Here is a 20,434-nt window from a genome sequence, read left to right as displayed (position 1 = left end):
GAACACGAAGAACACGAAGAACACGAAGAACACGAAGAACACGAAGAACACGAAGAACACGAAGAACACGAAGAACACGAAGAACACGAAGAACACGAAGAACATGAGAAAAACCATGCGGATGTCCTCGTTCAATATCAATTTTCTTGCTTAAAGCCCACGCTGCTCAACAAGTTTACGGTGGATATTTTTAAACATTTTCCTGCGATGGAATCGGTACGCTATCAAGCTATAGGGCCAGGTGGGCAAACGGGCGGTGCTTTGGTTCCTCAGCAGAATGAAATCATCCTTCGCTAAGAGATATGCAGGTATGAGCATGGTAGCTGTGACATTAGAACAAGTTAAATATTCATGGAAGAAAGGCGTTCCTACAATTGATATCCCTAAATGCGATATTAAAGAAGGTGAGAAAGTATTGATTCAAGGCCCTTCTGGGAGTGGGAAAAGTACTTTGCTAAGTTTGTTAACAGGGCTGCTTATACCTGATTCAGGAACGATAAGTGTAATGGGGCATGATGTTACATTACTATCCCCATCAAAAAGAGACGGCTTTCGAGCTGATCATATAGGCTTTATATTTCAACAGTTTAATTTGCTTCCTTACCTCTCTCTAAAAGATAATGTCATGTTAGCGTGCCGCTTCTCTCCTGCGAGAATGCAACGTGCACTACTGCAGTATGTCTCTATGGAAAATGCCGCTGAGCACCTATTGATTAAGTTAGGCCTAGAGCAGCAGTTGCGTCAGAACGTCACTGTTTCTGAGCTATCTATTGGCCAGCAGCAGCGTGTGGCGGTAGCGCGGGCATTAATCGGTTCGCCTGAAGTACTCATTGCTGATGAGCCTACATCGGCATTAGATGCCGCTTCACGTGATGCATTTATTAAACTGCTGCTTACTGAAACGTCGCAACATAATAGTACGTTATTGTTAGTGAGCCATGATGAAACATTAAAGCACTATTTTGATCGTACGATTCTCCTAAAAAACATAAATAATGCTGGAGTATATGATGCTGCTTAGTGTTGCGCTGGCGAGCAGCTGGGCACGCCGTCATACCTTATTATTTATTGTGTTGACGATTGCGTTCAGTGTGATGCTTCTATTAAGTGTAGAAAAAATCCGTGAAGAAGTTAGAGATAGCTTTAATCGCTCTGTTTCTGGCACCGATTTGATTGTTGGTGCTAGAGGTGGAGAGCTACAGCTTATCTTGTATTCTATTTTTCATATTGGTCAAGCCTCAAACAATATGAGTTGGACAAGTTTTGAGCTAATTAAAAATAATAAGCAGGTTGCTTGGGCTGAGCCGATCTCTCTTGGCGATTCGCATAAAGGCTTTCGAGTGGTTGGTACTTCTGCAAGCTTTTTTGAACATTATCGAACAGGGCTGCAGAAAAAACTGCTCTTTCAGCAGGGTAAGGGGTTTAGTGATCTATTTGATACAGTGGTTGGGGCCGATGTGGCTAGGCAGCTAGGGTATCAGGTAGGCAGTCGTATAACGCTCTCTCATGGCGTCGGGAAGACTAGCTTTTCAGAGCATGATGACCGTCCTTTTTCCGTGATCGGTATTTTACAACCAACAGGGACTCCCGTTGATCAGTCGGTGTTTGTTAGCTCTCAAGCGATTGAAGCTATTCATGATGGTTGGCAAGCGGGTAGTCGCATTCGTGGACAGCAATTATCGGAAGGTGAAATAAGAAAAAAAATCTTACAACCTAAAGAATTGACAGCTGTGTTGGTCGGTATGAAATCAAAACTGGGCACATTTCATTTACAGCGTCAGATAAATAACTATAAAGCTGAGCCTCTTCAGGCAGTGTTGCCAGGTGTTGCTTTACAGCAGTTGTGGCAGCTGATTCGTGTGGCCGAGAATGCTCTTTTGTTAGTTTCAGCGTGTGTGGTGCTAGCTGGGTTTATAGGCATGCTAGCTGTATTGCTGACGAGTTTAGGTACACGACGAAAAGAGATGGCCATTCTACGCTCAATCGGGGCAACGCCTTGGCATATAATAAGTTTGCTTGTGTTTGAGTCTACATTGGTCAGCCTAGTAGGAACTATAACCGGGATGTTGTTGTCTTTTGGTTTGTTAATGTTTGCTGGTCCGTTATTTGAGCTGCATTTTGGTTTGTTTATCCAGTCAGCGGGGTTGTCACTGGAGGATCTTCCTATATTACTCGGTGTTATTTTTGCTGGGGCTTTAACAGGGCTTTGGCCTGGATACAGGGCCTATCAAATGACGGCAGCAGATGGGCTTACGGTTCGCTATTGAAATATCGGGGTTGATGAATAATGCTCTGGTTGGGTGATTATATTTTTGAATTTTTTAACGTGCAGGTTGGGTATTAATATGCAGATGAATAGGTCGTTAATACAAGCTTTTGCACTGTATTTTCTGTTTTCGATTAAAGCCATGGCGGGTGATATTCTACTTAATGGCGAAAAAGTAGAGCAGGTAGAGTGGGAACAATTGATGCCTGCTGATTATAGCTTGGATGGACTATTTGATGACCGAGATTTAGGTGCTTTAGATGACTTAGATCCTAAAACGGCTCTGTTGATGGATGAGTTACAACAGGCTCTACAATCGGCTCCTATCGTTCCTGAAATGGACGGTAAAATGATTAAGATTCCTGGCTTTGTTGTTCCTATAGAGGGTGAAGATCAAAATGTCTTTAAGTTTTTCTTGGTGCCGTACTTTGGAGCGTGTATTCATGTGCCCCCTCCGCCATCTAATCAAATTATCTATGCTAACTATGAGCCTGGGGTTAAGTTAGAAAGCCTTTATGACGCTGTATGGATATCGGGTAAGCTAAAAACAAAGACTTTTAGCCATGAGTTGGCATCATCAGGATACACAATGGATGTTTATCGCATAGAGCCATATGAGATGAATAACTAAAGAGCTATTTCTTAATCATCTCCCACAGTCAAAGTAGCCGTATTGTGCGATGCCTCAGTTGTTACTGTCGTCGTAGAACTTTGTTAAAGTGTGTCATAAGATAGCGTGTGAAATATCACGTAAATAATACATTTAGACAGATGTTCTCGCGCTAGCGTTTTCTGTTTATTCCATGCTGAGTCTTCTCATATGAAATACCCGACAACAAAGCTGCCTAAAGTAGGTACGACTATTTTTACTGTTATGTCACAGATGGCAGCAGAGCACAAAGCTATCAACTTATCGCAGGGTTTTCCCGATTTTGATGGGCCTAAAAAGCTATTAGATGCGGTAGGCCATTACATTGCACAAGGTGCTAACCAGTATGCCCCGATGACAGGTATGCCAGTACTACGAGAAGAAATAGCTAAAAAAGTAACTGCTTTATATGGCACTACAGTATCGGCTGAGACTGAAGTAACAGTAACATCAGGCGCGACGGAAGCCTTGTTTTCTGCGATATCGGCGGTAGTACAGTCTGGTGATGAAGTGATCGTTTTTGATCCTGCTTATGATAGTTACGAGCCTGCTATTGAGCTTAACGGCGGTGTTGCCGTACATCTACAGCTACAACCTCCGGGTTTTCATATCGACTGGCAACACCTCAAGGATGCAATTACTGCCAAAACACGCATGATTGTCATCAACACGCCACATAACCCGACAGGGTCGATTTTATCGGCCCAAGATCTTGAGCAGCTGGCTGAACTGGTACGCGACACCGATATTTTGTTATTAGGTGACGAAGTTTATGAGCACATTGTTTTTGATGGCCAGAAACATCATAGCTTATTGAGCCATCCTGAGCTGTATCAGCGTAGCTTTGTTGTGTCCTCTTTTGGTAAAACTTACCACACGACGGGATGGAAAATTGGTTATTGTGTCGCCCCTGCTATTTTATCGGCAGAACTTCGCAAAGTGCATCAGTACCTGACATTTTCAACGTCAACACCGATGCAGTTAGCACTTGCTGACATTATGCGAGATGAACCTTCTCATTATCATGACCTTCCAGGTTTTTATCAGCATAAGCGCGATCTTTTCAATACCTTGATTAAACTCAGTAAGTTTTCTTTTACACCGGGTGAAGGGACTTATTTTCAATTGGTGGATTACAGCGATATAAGCGATATGAGTGATGTAGCGTTTTGTCAGTGGTTGATCAAAGAGGTGGGCGTCGCGGCAATCCCTGTTTCTGTGTTTTGCCAGGTGCCACCACAAATGAAGCTAGTGCGATTTTGTTTTGCAAAAGATGATGCCACATTGAAACAAGCAGCTGAACGTTTAATTGCTATTTAGGAGCATACCAATGGAAAGGTTAGATGATTTACGAGTGTCATTGGTGCAAACCGAGCTTCTTTGGCAAGATCCTGAAAAAAATCGCCAGGCGCTGACAAAAAAATTACAACCATTAAAAGGAAAGACCGATCTTGTCATTTTGCCTGAGATGTTCACTACATGCTTTATGATGAATCCAGAAGAGCATTCGGAGCCAATGAAGGGTGGAACTTTGGCGTGGATGAAAGCACAAGCCGTACAGCTAGAGGCTGCTATTTGCGGGTCTGTAGCGATGCAAGAAAACGATGATTACATCAATCGAATGCTACTGGTCACCCCAAGAGGTGATGTTCAGTATTATGATAAAAGCCACCTTTTCAGAATGGGCAATGAGCATCAGCACTATCGGGGGGGCACTGAGCGAGTAATCTTTGAGTATGCTGGGTGGCGAATATTGCCGACTATCTGTTATGACCTGCGTTTTCCTGTGTTTATGCGCTGTCAGTCTGATTATGATCTCGCTATATGTGTTGCTAATTGGCCTGCACCTCGGCGTAATCCGTGGCGTACTTTGTTACAAGCACGGGCGATTGAGAATCAATGTTATATGTTGGGTGTTAATCGTGTGGGTGAGGATGGTGTCGGCCTACACTATAGTGGCGATTCATTAGCAGTAAACTTTAAGGGAGAGTTGATACTGGATAAGCCTCAAGGAGAAAGCTTTGTTGAAACCATAACGGTGCATCTTAGTGAAGTGCAGCAGTTTCGTGAAGTATTTCCTGCATGGCAAGATGCAGATGAGTTTTCAATGAGCTTAAGAAAAACATAAGTTGTTATGGTTTATGGTTTATGGTTTAGGCGAAGACCCTCGCAATAATCTTTTTCCACTTGTTTCGGTGTAAACCAGATGAAATCAACTTCATCTGGTGATGCATAACTTCCTGGCTTTAGTCCGCTTTGCTTCACCTCTGCTAGTAGCAGTGTGGTTGATGTTTGATCGCCATTTTTTTCTAGGTGCAAGGGTACGCCCACGTTTTTTTGGGTGTGAAAACTACCGGCGATAAGGATAGATGGCTTTTTGCTTGTAGATATCGCATTGGCCATGCTGGCATCGCGCGCTAACTGAATGGTCATCATTGGCACTAGCTTTGTTTTTGGCATTAATTGGCAGTGGCTTTCGAATACCTGATTTAATATCTGTTCCTTAGCTGTTTCTGATATGTTCTTGATAGTTTGAAAACGAACTTTATTGGATAAGGCATCAATATTATTTTGCTGATAGATTTGTTTTATTATGGGTCGGCTAATGTTTCCCGCACGAATTTGAGCGCCATGAGATATGCTAGTCTGAATCAATGCTGCGTAGTCACTCCACAGCCAGCCTTTATCATTCCACGCAAGTTTTTCATGCATTTGGACAAGGTTATCGTCTGCTTTTAGTAGAGAAATATTGCTCTGCTGTTCATCGGTGAGCATTTCAAATACAACTTGCGTATGAGGCTTGTTAACGAGTGATTCGAGAAGTTTTAGCTCGAGTCGGTGATGATCTGCATTGTCATGTTTTTCACCAATCAATACATAAGGTGATTTTTTTAAGGCTGTTATTAATATTTCCTGAGATATGAATTTTTCTTGTTTTACGTTATAAATTTTTCCAACAAGGGGGTGGTTCTGTAGCAGGGGAGCCGACCATACAGTATTTGCTTTGCTGGTTAAGGGTGACAAAAACAGAAAAAATGTCACGAGTGAAGAAAGTAATGCTGTTGTTTTCTGAAACATATCAACACTCGCTTTATTGGCGTATCAGCGCATTAAAAAAGGCCCCGCAGGGCCTTTAGTATCTAATAACGGGTTACTTTAGGCCTGATAGACCTCTTCGTCGTCGATATCATCATCGTTGACGGATTCTTCACCAATTAAAGTCGTATGTTTAGGTGTGCCTTTCTTATGCACCTGTTTGTCATGTAGTTTAGCTAGCTGGCGGTCTATTTTTTGTGCCAGTGCATCCAGAGCAGTAAAAAGATTTTCATCAGATGCTTTTGCATTAATTTCTCGGCCAGCTGCATGTAGAGTGGCTTCCACTTCTTCTAAACGGTCTGTTTTATCGAGCGTGACCTGAGCACTAGAAATAACATCGTAACGTTCTTGGCTGTGTTCTAACCAAGATTCTATTTTTTCGCGAAGAGCGGGTGAAACTTTATCGTGGCGGTTAGTGATGTTGATGATCATATAATTTCCTTACTATGTAAATTGCTACAACCCGAAGGTTGCGTATAAATCAACATTGAAAACGTAACTTACCGGGATCCTTTTCTTTGGTTTTATGAACTTTGTGAATTCACTATAGCTCTGATTTTATAAAAAAGGAAAGAGATTTTTTAGCTTTATTCCTCGACCCATATTTCACGCACAGGTTCACCAAAATCATCGTAGATAATTTTCTTTTTAGGACGCTTAGAATGAACTAAAGTAGGTTTTTCAACCTTAGAGCGACGTCGAGAATCAATGGCGTTTAATGCTTCAGGTACAGGCGTACGTTCCTGCTTGGGATGTCCAAAAACAAAGCTGTTGCGGTGGTAAGCGCCGTCTTCTAAACCGCTTGCTCCGCTGTCTACTTCATTAACTTTTCCGCCATTCTTGATAAAGGCTTGAACTTGTTCTTCAAGCTCTTGGCGTGTTTGTGCTTTGGTTGGGCGTTTATTCATGGGGCACATTATGCCTGATCGCGTAGTGCGATGAAATGTATTGGAGAGATAAGCGTATAAGAGTACATGGGTGTGTCTTACATCGCTAGCCGGTATAATCTGTGGATATTGATTGAATAGAGTTGGATGATGAACTATACCCCTATAAATGAGTACCGCTATCTATGGTTTTACCAGCACAAAGATATGCCTGTTCCTGAGGACGACCTTGTGCAGATCAAGCCGTTGAGCCCAACTAGGGCTAGTGAGATCTGGACGTTGAACATCAGTGCAGACAGCTTGGATGCTAGTGCATTAGCAAAAGATGATTGGGCAAGCAAAGCAGAAACGTGGTTAGAGAAAGGTTTTTGGCAAAGCGCATGGGATAGCGATGCAGAGGCTTTACCTGAGGTGCTTGCAGAATTTATCCAATGGGAAGGAAACAGCATTGTGTATTTCTGTTATGCCGGTGAGCATGTCATTGAAACGACATGGGATGTTTTTAGAAAGCATTGGAAAAACTTTCTCTTTTTAGATGATGGGCCGTTATTGATTGGCAAAAAGCGTAAAGAGGCCGTGCAGTTTCAGCAAAATGGTTCTTTTTCTGTAGGGAAGCGTCCTTAGGCGTATCAATTACAGAGCTTGTATCGACAGACTGAACGTTGCTAAATCATTTTGAAACGACTTACGGTTTAGCAACGTTAGTGCGTATTTTAAGCTTTTGCGTCATCGACCCAATGCAATGCTTGAAGGAATTGACGCTCCTCAAAATGTTGAGTCTCGCCTTTAATTAAATAGTTACCCAGCTTTGCTGCCCACTCTACCCAGTCAGGACCACCGACAATAGCGACACGTAAAAAATCTTCGGGGTGTGACAGGCCCAATTTAGCGTCTTCCCATACGGCGCCGGCAGCCATGCCAGTAAAGGACTGATCAAGGTAGATAACGACACGTAAGGGCCCGTAAGTTGGCAGTTTTTCCTCAATGAGTGGCACTAGTACATCTTTATAGTCTTCAGCTGTTAATAAATCTGATGCTTGTACAACAATCAGGTCTCCAGCCGTGTCAGGCAAAATGGATAACATAGGTAATCTCTAAATTATTGTGATCTATTATGTATTTTGCGCCAAAAAACTATTGAAAAACAGATCAATAAGTAAATCACTACTATTGTTTCTAGCCGTGGTAGCTAATAAGCTTCTTGCAATGAAGGACTGACCAAGGATGGTTTTATGAATTTTCTTTTTATCGAACAAAAGTTTTGTCTAAATTTTTCTCCTCGTCTTATTTCTACATTAACATGTCTTGCTTTAACGACCACTGCTTCACAAATGGGTGTTGCGGATACAAGCGTTGCACCTCCATTGCAGTTAGCTGAGAGTCTCGATTCTGCTGATTATCAGCAGGATCTGAGTGGTTATTGGTATGCAGAGAAATTGGACGGTGTTCGTGGCTATTGGGATGGGAAACGCCTGCTAACTCGCCAGGGGAATATTATCAGTGCACCTAAATGGTTTACTCAATCTTTACCTGAGATAGCGATGGAGGGAGAGCTGTGGATTGGCAGACAACAGTTTGACCGTGTTTCCAGTATAGTAAGACAACATCAAGCTAAAGAGATTGATTGGCGTTCTGTTAGCTTTCACCTGTTTGATTTACCCCAGTATCCCGGAACTTTTGAGCAACGCCGAACAGTGATGGAGCAATGGGTAGCCACGATAAATAGGCCGCATATTAAAGCCGTGACTCTCACTGCCTTTACATCTCAAGCAGCGCTTGAGCAACAGCTGTTGAGTTGGACGAGAGGTGGGGCTGAGGGCATCATGCTTTACCGCGGAGCGGGGCTTTACCAAGCGAAACGAACGAATGACTTGCTTAAGCTGAAAAGCTATGAGGATGCCGAGGCAAGAGTGATTGAAATATTACCGGGTAAAGGGAAGTATCAAGGAATGCTCGGTTCATTGCTGGTTGAAAGTAGTGATGGGCAACGGTTTCGTGTGGGGAGCGGGTTTACTGATGCACAACGTAGCGCCCCACCAAAAATAGGAAGCATCATTACCTACCGCTTTAATGGAAAAACTCGCTATGGTAAACCGCGATTTGCTCGTTTTGAACGTATTCGCTCTGACTATGAATGAGTGGGCAGTAAAATTTCATAAGCTTCGCGAATCGCGATAAAGCTATCAGGGTCGCCACCTTTATCGGGATGGTGCTTGGCTGCTAGCAGGCGAAACTGATGTTTTATTGTTACTGGCGTTGGTTCAGTATCAGTTATTTCAAGCGTGTTGAGAGCCATAGTACGTTGTTCAGGGTTTAAAAAGCGTTCCCAAAAGCTGTTTAATAGATGCCTAACAGATGTCTCATCAGCCTCATTATAATGAGACCAGTTCAAGTAATAAGCCCTAAGAGCCTCATTGCGGCTTTGCTCGGGTAATGTCACTTTTGTTTTGTTTTTAGTAGTCCCTTCTAGCGTCACCTGAGACATGTCAGAGCCGGTAGTGTCAAGATGAATACGAAGCGCTGAAACCTCAAGGTATAGAGCTTCCTCTTCCCAAAGTGTCATCTGCAGTTGATACAGTGCATTCATGGCTAAAAAGTGTTTCTGAAATAGGGCAACATCCACGTTGGAATCGAGTGTGCCAAAAATCCCTGCAGCGTCAATGGCTTGAATCAATGTGTATTCGTTATACCCTTGTGGGTACTTTCTCAAAGTGGCTAAAATAATGGCGGTAATTGGGTTGTTCATATTTCTTTTCCATATTGCAGTGCAACCAGACGTTATCAGCCTATCTTAAGCTCTACATACCCCTAGCTCCCTGTAATAGTCGCTGTATCAGAAAGATATTTAGACACTTAGCTTGATGGGATTCGCCGGTTAGTAATTGTCGCCTGAAAATATTCACTGCGGTTACGCCCATTTGCTTTCGCACAATAAAGTGCTTGGTCGGCTGCTTCAAACAACAAGTGATGTGAGGAAAAATTACTTTCTTCAAGTGTGGCTATTCCTACACTAACGGTTAAGTTGCGGCGCTGAAAGTTCTCCTTTTCTATGCTGTGTCGAATACGTTCGGCAACAACCGCTGCTTGTTCTGCTGACGTTTTAGGCAGTATCACTGCAAACTCTTCACCGCCATAGCGGCACGGAATGGTATTTTTACGCGCCGTGCTTTGAAGTTTCCTGCCAACAAATTTTAATGCCTCATCACCCTGCTTGTGGCCATATGTATCGTTATATTGTTTGAAATTGTCGACGTCTATAATTAGCAGTGAAAGTAAGCCTTCTTTTTTGTTGTGCGAATGCTCAAATTCTTTTAAGACTCTTTCATCAAAAAATCTTCGATTGGGCAGGTTTGTGAGAGAGTCCATATAGCTCCCTTTCTTAAATTCGCTAACTTTGCTGCTCATTGCTATTGATAGCAAAACCATTTCTATTAAAGATCCCAGCTGTTGCCCATTTTGGGTCAACGTATTATGTGGCAGGACTCCAAAAGATTTGAGCATGTAAGTAAAAATACCAATTAATAAAGTGCTCCATGCAATGAGGTAGTAAAGAGCTGGTTTTGATCCTTTGGATAGGGCGACAAATCCCATGGCCATTAATTGGATCGTACACAATATGGTGATGATTGATATTGGAATAATAATTAACTTATAAGGTGTAAATGGAGAAATGAGCAGAGATATTACACTTATGGTAATTAGCCCGGAGGTGATGTGATTTGATATAGGCGAAATTTCTCTGATTGAAAGTATGGATCGGGAAAACTGTAAAGACCAAATCAAAGAGAGAGATAGCAAAATAATCAGACTTTGATTTGCTAACCAAGGATTTTTGGGCCAGAAATATTGGAAGGCTAACCCATTCATAACTGCAAAAAATAGTCCGTAGCTAGCAAGGTAGAGTAAGTAATAAATGAATGTTCGATCTTTTATGGCGACAAACAGCAATAGGTTGTAAAAAATTAGAATAAGCAGCCCACCAAAATAAATTCCTGTGATGAGGTGGTTGCTGCTGACGGCGTCAAACAAGCTGGTTTCAGACTGCAGGTCAAGGCCAATATTAATTGGTCCGCTGGACTCAAAGCGCATGAAAACGATGGTCTCTGTTTTTGCAGCTAGGTCGACAGGAAAAAGAAAGTCTTTAAAGTTTATGGGGCGGGTTGAGAAATCTCTACGGTCACCGGTTGAATAGCTTGTCCAAATACCATTGATTTGCTGACTATGAAAATCAACATAATCTATTAGTGGGTAGTTTTGTCGAATGGTAACTTTTTGTGATTGCTTATCATTGTTTACTATCTTTAGTTTTACCCACCATACGGACTCACTAAATCCAAAATTTGCAGCCTTATCCAGTGGTTTAAACTGCTGTAAAACTTCTGGCTTTGAGAAATCCTGATAGGTTAATTTCTTACTACTATCTTCCAAAATATTGATATACGGCGTCAGATCTATGGCCGATTTTAGGGCATTGACGGTAAGCACTTTTTCTGTATCGTTGGCGGACACTGAGCTTACAAATGAGCTCATTGCTATCAACATAATGACCAACTTAAAAATACTAGAAAAACTATTTATCATATTTACCCTGTGACAGTTCAATAAACCTAAGGCTTGTTAAATATAGTGGTGCTTTTTATTGCCTGATTACTTTTTTGTTATTTTTATTTAGTAGCTCGATATTAATTTTAGCTTCTTAGTAGTTTACAAAGTAAGTACAGTGAAATCTCAACCCATACTTTTTGTATGGGATTGAAAGTATTCAAGTTTAGGCTAGATTTAGAGTAAGTTCTGTATTTTTTTATCATTTAACATCTGCCAGCCTAGGTAATACCCTAGCTCGCGATATGCTTCAAATTGCTGCTCAGTAAAAAACTGATCGACTGTAGACTGATGAGGAAAGGTCGGGTGAAGCTTTTTATAGCTGAGCACGTCTGGACTAAGGCCATTGATTAGGGTCGGCTTGATATAAATTAAGTGACCTATTTTTCTCTCTTCTTCGTGGTCTTCCTTCGGGTACTCAATTTTGGCAATGGCAAAACATCGTTTAGCAAAATGATACTGCTGTTTGTTGATTTCACTCTGTGTGGTATCAGAGTCTGGAATAATTGCTTCAAAAGGGTACTCATCAAGAAAAATGGTATTAATGCCAAAATCAACGCGCACTTTTTCTATGGCATTTGCTAGATCGCTAAATTGGTATTCACCGTCAGCGCCCGCGTCGGCCACTACAATCAGGTCGAGGCGTCGTCTAAATAATTCATAAATCGCAAGATTTTCAAAATGACCACCGTCAGAAAGTTCTATCGCACGATCATCTTCATGCAGTCCGCTGCTAAGTGATACGCCTCCTTTTATACCAGGGTAAATATAGTTTGGCGGAAGCCAAGTCTTATCCATTTTTGGGTTCTCCGCCCAAAAGCCAAGCCGTAAATTAAGCAGAGACATTAGTGTAGAAACAAACTGGTTAGTGGTAATTCCCTTACCGGCTACGCCTGCATTTGGATTGGCGGCAGCACCGGAAATTGCCATTGCTGTTGGCAGAGAAAGGCCGCTACGAAAGGTGTTATACATATAATCTTTGGTTTGGCGCCAGCCTGTGGCATCACTGCCGCAGTAAAGAGGTGAGATCGTGAAACTATCACCCTTTCTACCACGATATTTTGCATTGTGAGAGTCCGTTAACACTATATTACAATTAATCAAATGATAGGGGCGCTGGTTAGGCGCCTGGCACATATTTTGAACTTTACCCTTGTTTGCCTTAAGCGCAAGCCCCCAACGTCCAGTATTTAAACTGTCTTGATCGGGCATGAAAGTTTCCATTAAACGGTTACGATACATGTAGTTCAAGCCAAAAAAGTTCACATTACAGACGAGACCGAACAGGAGTGAGCCTACGGCAATGGGGTAAATCAGCTCTTCGTTGTGAAGGTTAACGTAGAGCGCGGCAACATAGGCCCCATAGAGCAAGCCAAACAATAATAGTATCGCGCCAAAAATGATTTGAAATGAGGAGGTACCCTGACCGGTCGAGTACATTTGTTTGCGCTGATAAAACAAAGTTAATATCGCGCCGATAATCATAGCAATTGACGCTGTGCTTGCTCCGACGATATTTGAAGCGATGTCTGAACTTTCTTCTACGGCCATTACCAGCTTCGCAATGATTGATACATTGTCATGTATATACGGCATCGAGCCAATAACTAGCAATATAATCATCACATTGATTAATCGACCTAACCACTTTTGTATAAAGACAGAGAATTGATACCTAGCACCTTTAAAAAATGAGTAAAGAGAGTAGAACGTTGAGGTGGTAATCCATAGAGTAGCGAGTACCGCTAATGCATACAGGCAACTTGTAAAAAGTTTTTTCTCTGGTACAGCATATAAGGCAATGTTCATAATGCTTGTTGCCATAGCAAAATAGATAGCCAGTGAAACAAGCATGGTGCGTAAAATGGTCGCGACCAGTGATTGAGGACTTAATCCATGTCCGGGAATTAAGTAATTACCGTGTTGTCGAATAAAGTCGAGTATGGCATTTTTATTGTTATGTTTGCCTCCTTCCCTTTTTCTTCCAAAAGGGAAGTTATCTGGTTGAGTTCCATAGTGTTCACCGTCGTCTGTTTTTTGACTGAGAAACCAGGTAAGAGAGGCACCAAGGTATCCACCACCAGAGACAGTGGATAGGTAGTCCATTTTTTCCAATTGTTTATCCGAGACCAACGCTTGTAATACGCCCATAGAAAATGAAGCTGAGCGAATACCCCCACCCGAAAATGATAAGCCTATCCGCTTTTGGTTTGCTTCTTTACCAATGTGGGCTGATTCTTGGTCAATTATGTCACTGATGTCTTTAGTGTATGACGTCATGTTCGTTATATCTCGTCACTTATATAGTGTTCTATTGTTATGAATTTACAAATGTTGCTAATAAATAGGGTCGAACTCGACAATATAGCTTTCAGGAAATGGACCTCCTTTGAAGTCCATAGCTGACCCTGGTCGAACATTAGGCAGTTTCAAAATTCGCTTAACAATTTCGGGCACTTGAACGCGACTAAGTTGATCACCAAGACAGGTATGCATGCCATATCCCATATGCATGTAATGATAGGGTGGTCTATCGATGCAAAAATCTGAAGCAGCTGGGATTTGGCGTCCATCTCTCATTGCGGACCGAGTTGACACTAATACTAACGAACCTGCTTTTATGGTTGCACTGCGCAGTGTCCCACTTGCAATTTTATAATCACTAACACAATGGCGTACCACAAAAGGGTTAATGGGATTGAAACGTAATGCTTCCCAGCAACTTAGATAGACTAAGTCGTTGTCGTCGATTTTAGCTGCCGCTATTGCTTCTGCTAATATCTTGGGGCGCTTGAAAAGTTGATCAAGAATTTGCACAACAGCCTGTGACGTAGTCTCTACCCCACCTACCAAGGTGCCCATAATATTGACCATAATTCGCTCATCATCAAAGTGAATAGCGTCGGGGAAATGTGACTTCATGAGGCGTGACAAAATATCATCCATTTGCGGATGCTGCTTAAGGGCCTCACGTCGTTCTGGCATCAGTTTTTGCAGGTAGGCTTTCATTTCACGGCCAGCGTCGATATTGTTCTGATGTATTACTGAGTCGTGATCCAAGTTATGAAACATATCTAGCTGGGTTGCCAATGACCAACGAAACATGGATTCCATATCAGGGCCAGGAAAGCCAAAGTACTCTCCGGTTAGTTTTAAAGGCACCCAGCGTGAAACTGTATTCACGACTTCAATTTTTCGGCTTTGCATTTGCCGCTCGACTGCTTCATTGACTAAATGCGCAACTTTTTCTCGGATTGCAGGCAAGTCTTCTCGTTGCATGAGGGATTTCATAATCCCTTTATCACGTTGATTGATAGTGGTGCTGTCTCGCCCTAGCATAAATGGACCCACGGAAGGATCAATCATTGGCGCATAGGTAATATTGAATACGTCGGGACGACTCAAGGCTTCTTGAACATCGTTAAATCGAGTAATAAACACCGGACCATTATTGGGTGTCACTAGATTAGGGCGTGTATTTCTTATAATCCTGAAAAGTAAATCAGGTTTGTTTTCGATCATATAGCCCAGAAACCTAGCGGCTAATCCCTTTTTAGGTGTGTTCTTTATTTGTTGGTCAGTGGTTGTCATTTTCGGAGCCTGTGTTGGGTTAACCGGATTAAAGAGTTTTGAGATACTCGATTAAAGCGAGGCGTTCTTCGAGCGTGAATTCTGGCCCAATGACTCCTTTCTTCTGTTGATCCCAACCTTTATTATCGTCCCAAGCATTTGAGAATTCATGACCTCGATTACTATTGCCAGGCACTGTTGTATCCAGAATGAAAAATCCTTTTTTACTATATTTATCACCTTTTTGTTTTTTCAAATTTTCGCTTTGTTTGATACCAACGTTTTCTGGATCAAATTCAATATTACCTAACTGTACTAAGTCTGGTCTTTGATCTGGTGGTGATAGCAAATCCATCAATGAAGGTATCGAGCCATTGTGTAAAAAGGGTGCAGTTGCCCAGATGCCATTCAATGGTCTGGCTTTGTAACCGCCGCTGGCTCTTAAGCAGTTTGGCCTATCCTTGGTGTAGTAAGCTTGGTCCTGCTTTGCAATGTAATTCTCCTCAAACCAAGCCTCATTAGCTTGTTGTACGACTCCTCCCAAAGCGAGCCCAAAACTAATACTTGATCCATCGCTGATAGGAACATTAACGAGCTGCTCTTTTTTATAATCACTCTCGTCCGTGTCAAAAGCAAAAGTGGGTAAGGTGGGAGCAGGAGCACAAATGTCAGTATCAATCCCCATTCCCTTAGTGCTTGTTAAGGCGGTTCCGTCATCTTTGCCTGCAGTATTAACCGTCCGGTTCGCGATAACATTAACCTGTGCAGGGTCTGTTCCTATCTGATCCTGAGGAATGAGCTTTAAATTCAGCACTGAGTCGGACGATTCATGCTCGACTCCATCGACAAAGTATTTAATGGGTGCCATATTTTTTTGCTGCCAGATCTCCTCAGAGCTTATAGGTACCAAGTGGCACCCTTGGCAAACTTGTTGATAAAGTGCAGCACCATGTTCTGCTTTTTTCTGATCAATTACGGGAAATCTGTCAGGCCACTTGGGTGATAGTAATCCAGTGAATTCACGTTTAGGGAGAGGCGCATCACCGCTTAGCGCTTGTTCTATCCACCACAGATTATTAATTGGAATGGCTGAAGAGAACCTTTTCTCACCTTTGGGTGCATTGGTATCAATATTGGCATTAACACCCATTGCTTCACCTGTATTACGTATCAAAGGCTGCATAATAGAGCCATCGTATTGGACCCAGTTAAACCATGAGGCGGTCCAAATATGCGGGTAGGTTACCGGTGCATCAATGGCAACATAGTTTTCGTAGCGCTCAGGGTCTAAAGCAAAAACCTGATTACCAATTCGGTTCAACGCATCTAGTCGCGTATAACCTTCAACTATGTTTACCGCATTGGGTATGCTTGCCAGTTGCTCTATTAGATCTTCAAGCTCTTGAGCGAGGCTCACGATATTTGCGTCGTTGTAGGCGTCATCTTTTAATACATTTTTTGCAAAGCGTTCAAAACGGCCATTAACAATTGGCAGTTTGGAAGAAATGAGTGTTTGTCCTAGAGCTGCTCCCAATGCTTGTGTCAACTGGCCAAGGTCTGTTGCAGCTGGCCCGCCCTCAATAACATACTCCGTATCTTTGTAGGTAAGATGGGCGGTGTGGCAGGCTGCGCAGTTAAAACCAACGGCTGTTGTTGGGCTCTTAATACCGGGGAGTGTTTGGGAAGGAGTGCTGGCAATACCAATAGGTAAGCCATGCGGGTTTAATTCATTGGTTTCTCCCTTAATGAAACCAAACCTCAGTAGGTAAGAATCATCTACAAATTTACCCTGTGAGGTAAAAGGCGAAAGAAAAGCATTACTGGCTGGCTCTTCAAGGGCTAGTAACCAGCTTAACGGTATGGGCAAGGTGCGAGTACCTTGACTTATATGATGATATTTTTTTGATACTGCTGGGTCCCAGTTTTGGTCTAGCCAAACACGTTCGGACGCGGTGGTGGCTTCTGGCAAATTAGGGGGTGTTAACCCCTGAATAACTGAGCCAATTTTGGGGCCATTAATAAAACTGATAAAGAGAATAACGGCAACAAAAACGACAAACCAAATGATTCTTGAAATCAATTGGTGGCGTGTGGCCTGATTAACGGTAGTCATGTAATACCCTTTGTATTTGTTATTTTTTTAATGTTATCGACAAGTTACGCTGCATTCTTCGAGAAACTGACTTTCGAGAGTATAGACTAAAACACTTGTTTTAAAATCTGAAATTAAGTTTTCATTAAGCTATAAAAAAGATGCAAAGAGAAGGGGTTTAAAATTATTAAGGCAGATGGTGGAGTGTTTTGTGTCATAGCTCTAGAATTATCTATTTACTGACTAGAGGTTAGTTCTGAAAACTTAATGGCTAATGATATCCAACACTATTGAGGCACACCATCAATGCTATGCACTCAAAAGGGGGAATTATGTGGTTGGGATTAATTGTGAATTCTTGTCTATAGGGCCGCAATTTTTAGGCGTTTGAATATGTGTTGAGCGCTTATGCGGCTATAGGTTTAGCAGTACAAGGATCAGGCCTATTGCGGCTGGCGCTGCTTGAATAGCTATAATCCTGCGGCTAGCGGTTGCGCCACCATAAAGACCAGCAATAAAGATACAGCTTAGAAAGAAAACCTTAACATCGGTGCCATTGTTGCCAAGGGCAAGACCCCAAATAAGACCAGCCGCCAAAAATCCGTTATATAGCCCTTGGTTTGCAGCCAGTATTTTTGTAGCAGACGCCTGTTCCTTCGTTTGCTTGAATACACGTAACCCGGTTGGTTTATCCCACAGAAACATTTCGAGCACTAAAAAATAAACATGGAGCAATACAACAATACCTATAACGATGTTAGCTACCATGATCACAGATTATCCTTTTGGTTATTGTTTGTTTACGGTTGTTGATCTTAGTCGATCTCATACGAATAAAGACGTACTCATCTTCGGTCGAATTAATATAGCTCAATACTGAATATTATATTACATGGATCAAAAAAATTGATGTATTTGAATGTGTTCAGTTTAAAGAAAGACACTATTGCTACATTACGACAACCGTAAGGAAAGGTACAATCAGCATATTTTAAATGAATACTAATAATTAAGGATACGTTTGTGAAAATACCAAAAAGCCCCAAATTGCGCATTCTACTCATTATTATCTTGGGTGTAGTATGGGTTGCTAACGAATACAATTCAGGTAATCAGACGAACTCAGTTTCACGATCAGCTTCCTCCGCTTCCCAATCTAGTACGAGTACATCTAAAACAGAGAGTAACTCTCAAAGTGATATTGCAAATGCTTTTAAAAATAAGCAAAGCGACCTGATCGTTACTGAGAATGGCAAAGTTATCAAGGTACTGCCAGATGATACGAAAGGTTCTCGCCATCAGCGGATATTAGTTAAAGTTAGTTCAGGAAAGACTGTTCTAATTGCACATAATATTGACTTGGCACCTCGGCTTAATACGTTAAAGGCAGGTGACACTATTCGCTTTAAAGGTGAGTACGAATGGAATGAAAAAGGGGGAGTCGTACACTGGACACACCATGACCCAGCCAAGCGACATGTTGGAGGATGGATTGAATTTAACGGCCAGCGTTATGAATAAGCAAAGACCCTATAGGTTAGACCTGTTTGTTTGAAAGAAAATTGATTAAACTGAAAGTCTGACTTTGCGGAGATTATCATGATTCAATTAGGAAGCTCAATTCCAGCAGTACCTGTAACGCTGGTGACAAAGGACGGTCAGGATTCAATTACGGCAGACACACTGTTTGCTGGGAAAAAAGTAGTTTTGTTTGCAGTGCCCGGCGCCTTTACGCCTACTTGTTCTGCTCATCATCTTCCAGGCTTTGTAGTACTGGCTGATGACATAAAAGCAAAAGGCGTTGATATGATCGCTTGTATCTCAGTGAATGATGCATTTGTTATGCGTGCCTGGGGTGAGCAGCAAAATGCTGAAGCAATTACTATGTTAGCTGATGGCGCTGGTGCATTGACCAAAGCACTAGGGTTAGAGATGGAAACAGGTGATTTTGGTGGCTTGCGTTCACAGCGTTATGCGATGGTTATCGATAATGGTGTTGTTAAACAACTCAATGTAGAAGCACCAAAGCAGTTTGAGGCCAGCAAGGCTGAAACCATTCTTGCTGCACTATAGTCGATAATAAAACTGTTTTTGTGAAGAGTTCTGACTAAACAAGTTCAGTGTAATATATACTAAAAGGCACCTTTTATAGGTGCCTTTTTTATGCATTACTGATCATCAGCTAGCAGCCAGTGTTTATCGCATGCTTATTGACGAATACCTTCAACCGATAAGTTTAGGTATACGGTTTCAGAGGCTGGTCCTAAGTTGTAGTTGATACCAAAATCTTTAAGTTTGATTTCAGTTGAGCCTTCAAATCCTGCGCGATGTCCGCCCCAAGGGTCGCTACCCTCTCCAATTTTACTAACAGCCAATACGACTGATTTCGTTACGCCGTGAAGAGTCAAATCACCTGTCAAAGCAGCTGTCCCATCACCATTGTCGTTGTACTTTGTGCTGACAAATTTAGCTTTTGGAAATGCGCCTGTATCTAAGAAATCACCACTGCGAAGGTGCTTATCACGCTCAGCATGGTTTGAATCAAGGCTTGTTGTATCAATTTCTACAGACACCGCTGAATTATTAGGCTGAGCTTCGTCATAGCTAAACTGGCCTTCAAATTTATTGAAACGACCATTCAGCCAGCTATAGCCTAAATGCTGGATACGAAACTCGATAGCTGCGTGAGCGCCTTTCGTGTCAATTACATAATCAGCAGCATACAGAGGTGAAGAAGCGAGTACTAAACCGCCTACAGCAAGTGAAGTTTTTAGAAATGTGTTCATGAATTCTCCTTGGTGCCCAACATTCTACTGAGTGTTGAGTCTTTATCGATGAGATGATGTTTAAAGGCAGCAATGGCATGCAATGCTACGAATGAAATAAACAGGGTGGCGGCGATGAAATGGATCTCTCCAGCAACATCTTCTTGGTTTTCTACTAGCTCGGGTAACGCAGGTACGCTGAACCAGCCAAATACACTGATGGCACGGCCATCAGCTGTTGAAATAAGATATCCAGAAATTAAAACAGCCACTAAAATTAGGTATAGCCCTGCATGCCCCAGCTTAGTTATTTTCTTGATCAAATCTGAGTGTGAAGCAATGTGAACGGGGTGTGGATTGATGGCACGCCATCCAAGACGAATAACAAGTGTAATGGCAAGTAAAATCCCAATGCTTTTATGCCAATTAGGCACAGTCCGATACTCAGGATCATAATAAGTGAGAGAATCGATATATAGGCCAAGAGGGTACATACCAATAATAGCC

22 protein-coding genes are annotated in these 20,434 nt (G+C 42.1%); 10 read left to right on the top strand and 12 right to left on the bottom strand.

Annotation, left to right across the window (positions count from 1 at the left end; all coding sequences use genetic code 11):
• The 6 genes from QZZ55_RS18350 to QZZ55_RS18325 form a co-directional block, all read left to right on the top strand.
• The coding region (locus QZZ55_RS18350) for a DUF2796 domain-containing protein (protein WP_293268875.1) at positions 1-297 on the top strand (297 nt) is incomplete at its 5' end.
• A 13-nt stretch (positions 298-310) separates the two neighbouring features.
• Positions 311-1,021, top strand: coding sequence for an ATP-binding cassette domain-containing protein (locus QZZ55_RS18345; protein WP_293268874.1), 711 nt, complete (start codon positions 311-313; stop codon positions 1,019-1,021).
• A complete protein-coding gene (locus QZZ55_RS18340) occupies positions 1,008-2,267 on the top strand; it encodes an ABC transporter permease (RefSeq protein ID WP_293268873.1) in 1,260 nt (419 codons plus the stop codon). Before QZZ55_RS18345 ends, QZZ55_RS18340 begins: the two co-directional genes overlap by 14 nt.
• Positions 2,268-2,345: 78 nt before the next feature.
• The gene (locus QZZ55_RS18335) at positions 2,346-2,897 is read left to right on the top strand and encodes a DUF3299 domain-containing protein (RefSeq protein ID WP_293268872.1); all 552 of its coding nucleotides are present in this window, start codon (positions 2,346-2,348) and stop codon (positions 2,895-2,897) included.
• 189 nt (positions 2,898-3,086) lie between these two features.
• Positions 3,087-4,235, top strand: a complete 1,149-nt coding sequence (locus QZZ55_RS18330; protein WP_293268871.1) for a pyridoxal phosphate-dependent aminotransferase — start codon at positions 3,087-3,089, stop codon at positions 4,233-4,235.
• Positions 4,236-4,245: 10 nt separating this feature from the next.
• A complete protein-coding gene (locus tag QZZ55_RS18325) occupies positions 4,246-5,043 on the top strand; it encodes an amidohydrolase (RefSeq protein ID WP_293268870.1) in 798 nt (265 codons plus the stop codon).
• Between the two features lie 11 nt (positions 5,044-5,054).
• On the opposite strand, the gene QZZ55_RS18320 is transcribed toward QZZ55_RS18325, so the two are convergent.
• From QZZ55_RS18320 to QZZ55_RS18310, 3 genes are all read right to left on the bottom strand, one after another.
• Positions 5,055-5,993: a ChaN family lipoprotein gene (locus QZZ55_RS18320; protein ID WP_293268869.1), complete on the bottom strand. Its 939-nt coding sequence runs from the start codon at positions 5,991-5,993 to the stop codon at positions 5,055-5,057.
• A gap of 78 nt (positions 5,994-6,071) precedes the next feature.
• A complete protein-coding gene (gene raiA / locus QZZ55_RS18315) occupies positions 6,072-6,443 on the bottom strand; it encodes a ribosome-associated translation inhibitor RaiA (RefSeq protein WP_293268868.1) in 372 nt (123 codons plus the stop codon).
• Between the two features lie 155 nt (positions 6,444-6,598).
• On the bottom strand, positions 6,599-6,919 hold the full coding sequence (locus QZZ55_RS18310) for a hypothetical protein (RefSeq protein WP_293268867.1): 321 nt from the start codon (positions 6,917-6,919) through the stop codon (positions 6,599-6,601).
• Between the two features lie 126 nt (positions 6,920-7,045).
• On the opposite strand from QZZ55_RS18310, the gene QZZ55_RS18305 reads away from it, so the two are divergent.
• On the top strand, positions 7,046-7,522 hold the full coding sequence (locus QZZ55_RS18305) for a DUF2947 domain-containing protein (RefSeq protein ID WP_293268866.1): 477 nt from the start codon (positions 7,046-7,048) through the stop codon (positions 7,520-7,522).
• A gap of 89 nt (positions 7,523-7,611) precedes the next feature.
• Here QZZ55_RS18305 and QZZ55_RS18300 read toward each other — a convergent pair whose 3' ends face one another.
• Positions 7,612-7,983 carry an STAS/SEC14 domain-containing protein gene (locus QZZ55_RS18300; RefSeq protein WP_293268865.1) on the bottom strand — a complete coding sequence of 124 codons (372 nt, stop codon included), beginning with the start codon at positions 7,981-7,983 and terminating at the stop codon, positions 7,612-7,614.
• A gap of 147 nt (positions 7,984-8,130) precedes the next feature.
• Between QZZ55_RS18300 and QZZ55_RS18295 the strand changes: the two genes are divergently transcribed.
• The gene (locus QZZ55_RS18295) at positions 8,131-9,036 is read left to right on the top strand and encodes a DNA ligase (RefSeq protein WP_293268864.1); all 906 of its coding nucleotides are present in this window, start codon (positions 8,131-8,133) and stop codon (positions 9,034-9,036) included.
• Here QZZ55_RS18295 and QZZ55_RS18290 read toward each other — a convergent pair.
• From QZZ55_RS18290 to QZZ55_RS18265, 6 genes are all read right to left on the bottom strand, one after another.
• Positions 9,027-9,644: a DNA-J related domain-containing protein gene (locus QZZ55_RS18290; protein WP_293268863.1), complete on the bottom strand. Its 618-nt coding sequence runs from the start codon at positions 9,642-9,644 to the stop codon at positions 9,027-9,029. The two genes, QZZ55_RS18295 and QZZ55_RS18290, sit on opposite strands and share 10 nt — an antisense overlap.
• Positions 9,645-9,751: 107 nt before the next feature.
• Positions 9,752-11,479 (bottom strand): diguanylate cyclase, encoded by a 1,728-nt coding sequence (locus QZZ55_RS18285; protein ID WP_293268862.1) that lies wholly within the window; start codon positions 11,477-11,479, stop codon positions 9,752-9,754.
• A gap of 198 nt (positions 11,480-11,677) precedes the next feature.
• Positions 11,678-13,780, bottom strand: coding sequence for a patatin-like phospholipase family protein (locus QZZ55_RS18280; RefSeq protein WP_293268861.1), 2,103 nt, complete (start codon positions 13,778-13,780; stop codon positions 11,678-11,680).
• A gap of 57 nt (positions 13,781-13,837) precedes the next feature.
• Positions 13,838-15,091, bottom strand: coding sequence for a cytochrome P450 (locus QZZ55_RS18275; protein ID WP_293268860.1), 1,254 nt, complete (start codon positions 15,089-15,091; stop codon positions 13,838-13,840).
• Between the two features lie 28 nt (positions 15,092-15,119).
• Positions 15,120-17,183 carry a di-heme-cytochrome C peroxidase gene (locus QZZ55_RS18270; RefSeq protein WP_293268859.1) on the bottom strand — a complete coding sequence of 688 codons (2,064 nt, stop codon included), beginning with the start codon at positions 17,181-17,183 and terminating at the stop codon, positions 15,120-15,122.
• A gap of 393 nt (positions 17,184-17,576) precedes the next feature.
• Entirely contained in the window at positions 17,577-17,930 is a 354-nt protein-coding gene (locus QZZ55_RS18265) for a DUF1304 domain-containing protein (RefSeq protein WP_293268858.1), read from the bottom strand.
• 255 nt (positions 17,931-18,185) lie between these two features.
• Between QZZ55_RS18265 and QZZ55_RS18260 the strand changes: the two genes are divergently transcribed.
• Positions 18,186-18,683, top strand: coding sequence for a DUF3465 domain-containing protein (locus QZZ55_RS18260; protein ID WP_293268857.1), 498 nt, complete (start codon positions 18,186-18,188; stop codon positions 18,681-18,683).
• 78 nt (positions 18,684-18,761) lie between these two features.
• Entirely contained in the window at positions 18,762-19,235 is a 474-nt protein-coding gene (locus QZZ55_RS18255) for a peroxiredoxin (protein WP_293268856.1), read from the top strand.
• Positions 19,236-19,369: 134 nt separating this feature from the next.
• Here QZZ55_RS18255 and QZZ55_RS18250 read toward each other — a convergent pair whose 3' ends face one another.
• On the bottom strand, positions 19,370-19,948 hold the full coding sequence (locus tag QZZ55_RS18250) for a YceI family protein (protein ID WP_293268855.1): 579 nt from the start codon (positions 19,946-19,948) through the stop codon (positions 19,370-19,372).
• A partial coding sequence (locus QZZ55_RS18245) for a cytochrome b (protein ID WP_293268854.1) occupies positions 19,945-20,434 on the bottom strand: 490 nt, incomplete at its 5' end. The genes QZZ55_RS18250 and QZZ55_RS18245, both read right to left, overlap by 4 nt.

It is taken from the genome of Neptunomonas sp., assembly GCF_016744175.1.
Classification (GTDB): Bacteria; Pseudomonadota; Gammaproteobacteria; order Pseudomonadales; family Balneatricaceae; genus Neptunomonas.
Note: the sequence above shows the minus strand (reverse complement) of the source record. Positions and strands in the feature narration are given on the sequence as shown.

What these genes read in the sequence shown, in the direction of transcription:
- QZZ55_RS18345 (WP_293268874.1), top strand. Translation starts at nt 311, where the DNA reads ATGAGCATGGTAGCTGTGACATTAGAACAAGTTAAATATTCATGGAAG.
- QZZ55_RS18340 (WP_293268873.1), top strand. Translation starts at nt 1,008, where the DNA reads ATGATGCTGCTTAGTGTTGCGCTGGCGAGCAGCTGGGCACGCCGTCAT.
- QZZ55_RS18335 (WP_293268872.1), top strand. Translation starts at nt 2,346, where the DNA reads ATGCAGATGAATAGGTCGTTAATACAAGCTTTTGCACTGTATTTTCTG.
- QZZ55_RS18330 (WP_293268871.1), top strand. Translation starts at nt 3,087, where the DNA reads ATGAAATACCCGACAACAAAGCTGCCTAAAGTAGGTACGACTATTTTT.
- QZZ55_RS18325 (WP_293268870.1), top strand. Translation starts at nt 4,246, where the DNA reads ATGGAAAGGTTAGATGATTTACGAGTGTCATTGGTGCAAACCGAGCTT.
- QZZ55_RS18320 (WP_293268869.1), bottom strand. Translation starts at nt 5,993, where the DNA reads ATGTTTCAGAAAACAACAGCATTACTTTCTTCACTCGTGACATTTTTT.
- raiA (WP_293268868.1), bottom strand. Translation starts at nt 6,443, where the DNA reads ATGATCATCAACATCACTAACCGCCACGATAAAGTTTCACCCGCTCTT.
- QZZ55_RS18310 (WP_293268867.1), bottom strand. Translation starts at nt 6,919, where the DNA reads ATGAATAAACGCCCAACCAAAGCACAAACACGCCAAGAGCTTGAAGAA.
- QZZ55_RS18305 (WP_293268866.1), top strand. Translation starts at nt 7,046, where the DNA reads ATGATGAACTATACCCCTATAAATGAGTACCGCTATCTATGGTTTTAC.
- QZZ55_RS18300 (WP_293268865.1), bottom strand. Translation starts at nt 7,983, where the DNA reads ATGTTATCCATTTTGCCTGACACGGCTGGAGACCTGATTGTTGTACAA.
- QZZ55_RS18295 (WP_293268864.1), top strand. Translation starts at nt 8,131, where the DNA reads ATGAATTTTCTTTTTATCGAACAAAAGTTTTGTCTAAATTTTTCTCCT.
- QZZ55_RS18290 (WP_293268863.1), bottom strand. Translation starts at nt 9,644, where the DNA reads ATGAACAACCCAATTACCGCCATTATTTTAGCCACTTTGAGAAAGTAC.
- QZZ55_RS18285 (WP_293268862.1), bottom strand. Translation starts at nt 11,479, where the DNA reads ATGATAAATAGTTTTTCTAGTATTTTTAAGTTGGTCATTATGTTGATA.
- QZZ55_RS18280 (WP_293268861.1), bottom strand. Translation starts at nt 13,780, where the DNA reads ATGACGTCATACACTAAAGACATCAGTGACATAATTGACCAAGAATCA.
- QZZ55_RS18275 (WP_293268860.1), bottom strand. Translation starts at nt 15,091, where the DNA reads ATGACAACCACTGACCAACAAATAAAGAACACACCTAAAAAGGGATTA.
- QZZ55_RS18270 (WP_293268859.1), bottom strand. Translation starts at nt 17,183, where the DNA reads ATGACTACCGTTAATCAGGCCACACGCCACCAATTGATTTCAAGAATC.
- QZZ55_RS18265 (WP_293268858.1), bottom strand. Translation starts at nt 17,930, where the DNA reads ATGGTAGCTAACATCGTTATAGGTATTGTTGTATTGCTCCATGTTTAT.
- QZZ55_RS18255 (WP_293268856.1), top strand. Translation starts at nt 18,762, where the DNA reads ATGATTCAATTAGGAAGCTCAATTCCAGCAGTACCTGTAACGCTGGTG.
- QZZ55_RS18250 (WP_293268855.1), bottom strand. Translation starts at nt 19,948, where the DNA reads ATGAACACATTTCTAAAAACTTCACTTGCTGTAGGCGGTTTAGTACTC.